The sequence below is a fragment of the Corallococcus sicarius genome, assembly GCF_003611735.1.
Classification (GTDB): Bacteria; Myxococcota; Myxococcia; order Myxococcales; family Myxococcaceae; genus Corallococcus; species Corallococcus sicarius.
The window spans coordinates 1-401 of the sequence record NZ_RAWG01000783.1 but is presented as its reverse complement, the minus strand read 5'-3'; the positions used below and the strand labels follow the sequence as shown (position 1 = coordinate 401).

The window sequence follows — 401 nt, the reverse complement described above, 5'->3', positions numbered from 1 at the left end:
GGTGATACCGATAATCTCAATATGAAAAGCGCTTATTTACATGTATTAAGTGACTTACTAGGCTCGGTGGCTGCGATTATTGCTGCTATTGTGATTATGCTGTTTGGCTGGGTGTGGGCAGATGCGGCAGTGAGTATTTTGGTGGCGCTACTGATTGTTCGTAGTGGCTATGCTGTCGTCAAAAATGCCGCCCATATTTTGATGGAAGGCGCGCCCAATCATATTGACCAAAGCGTTATTATAGACACCCTCTCTGCCCACCCAAACGTGTTATCTGTTCATGATTTACACGTCTGGACGATTACCAGCGGCTTACATAGTTTATCTTGTCATATCATTGTCCCAAGCTCGCTTACCCTGCAGCAAACTGATGCGCTATTATCAGACTTACAGCATGAGTT

At 44.9% G+C, this 401-nt stretch carries 1 protein-coding gene; it reads left to right on the top strand.

Features of this window, described 5'->3' with window-relative positions; translation table 11 throughout:
* The coding region (locus tag D7X12_RS42135) for a cation diffusion facilitator family transporter (protein WP_147444042.1) at positions 1-401 on the top strand (401 nt) is incomplete at both ends.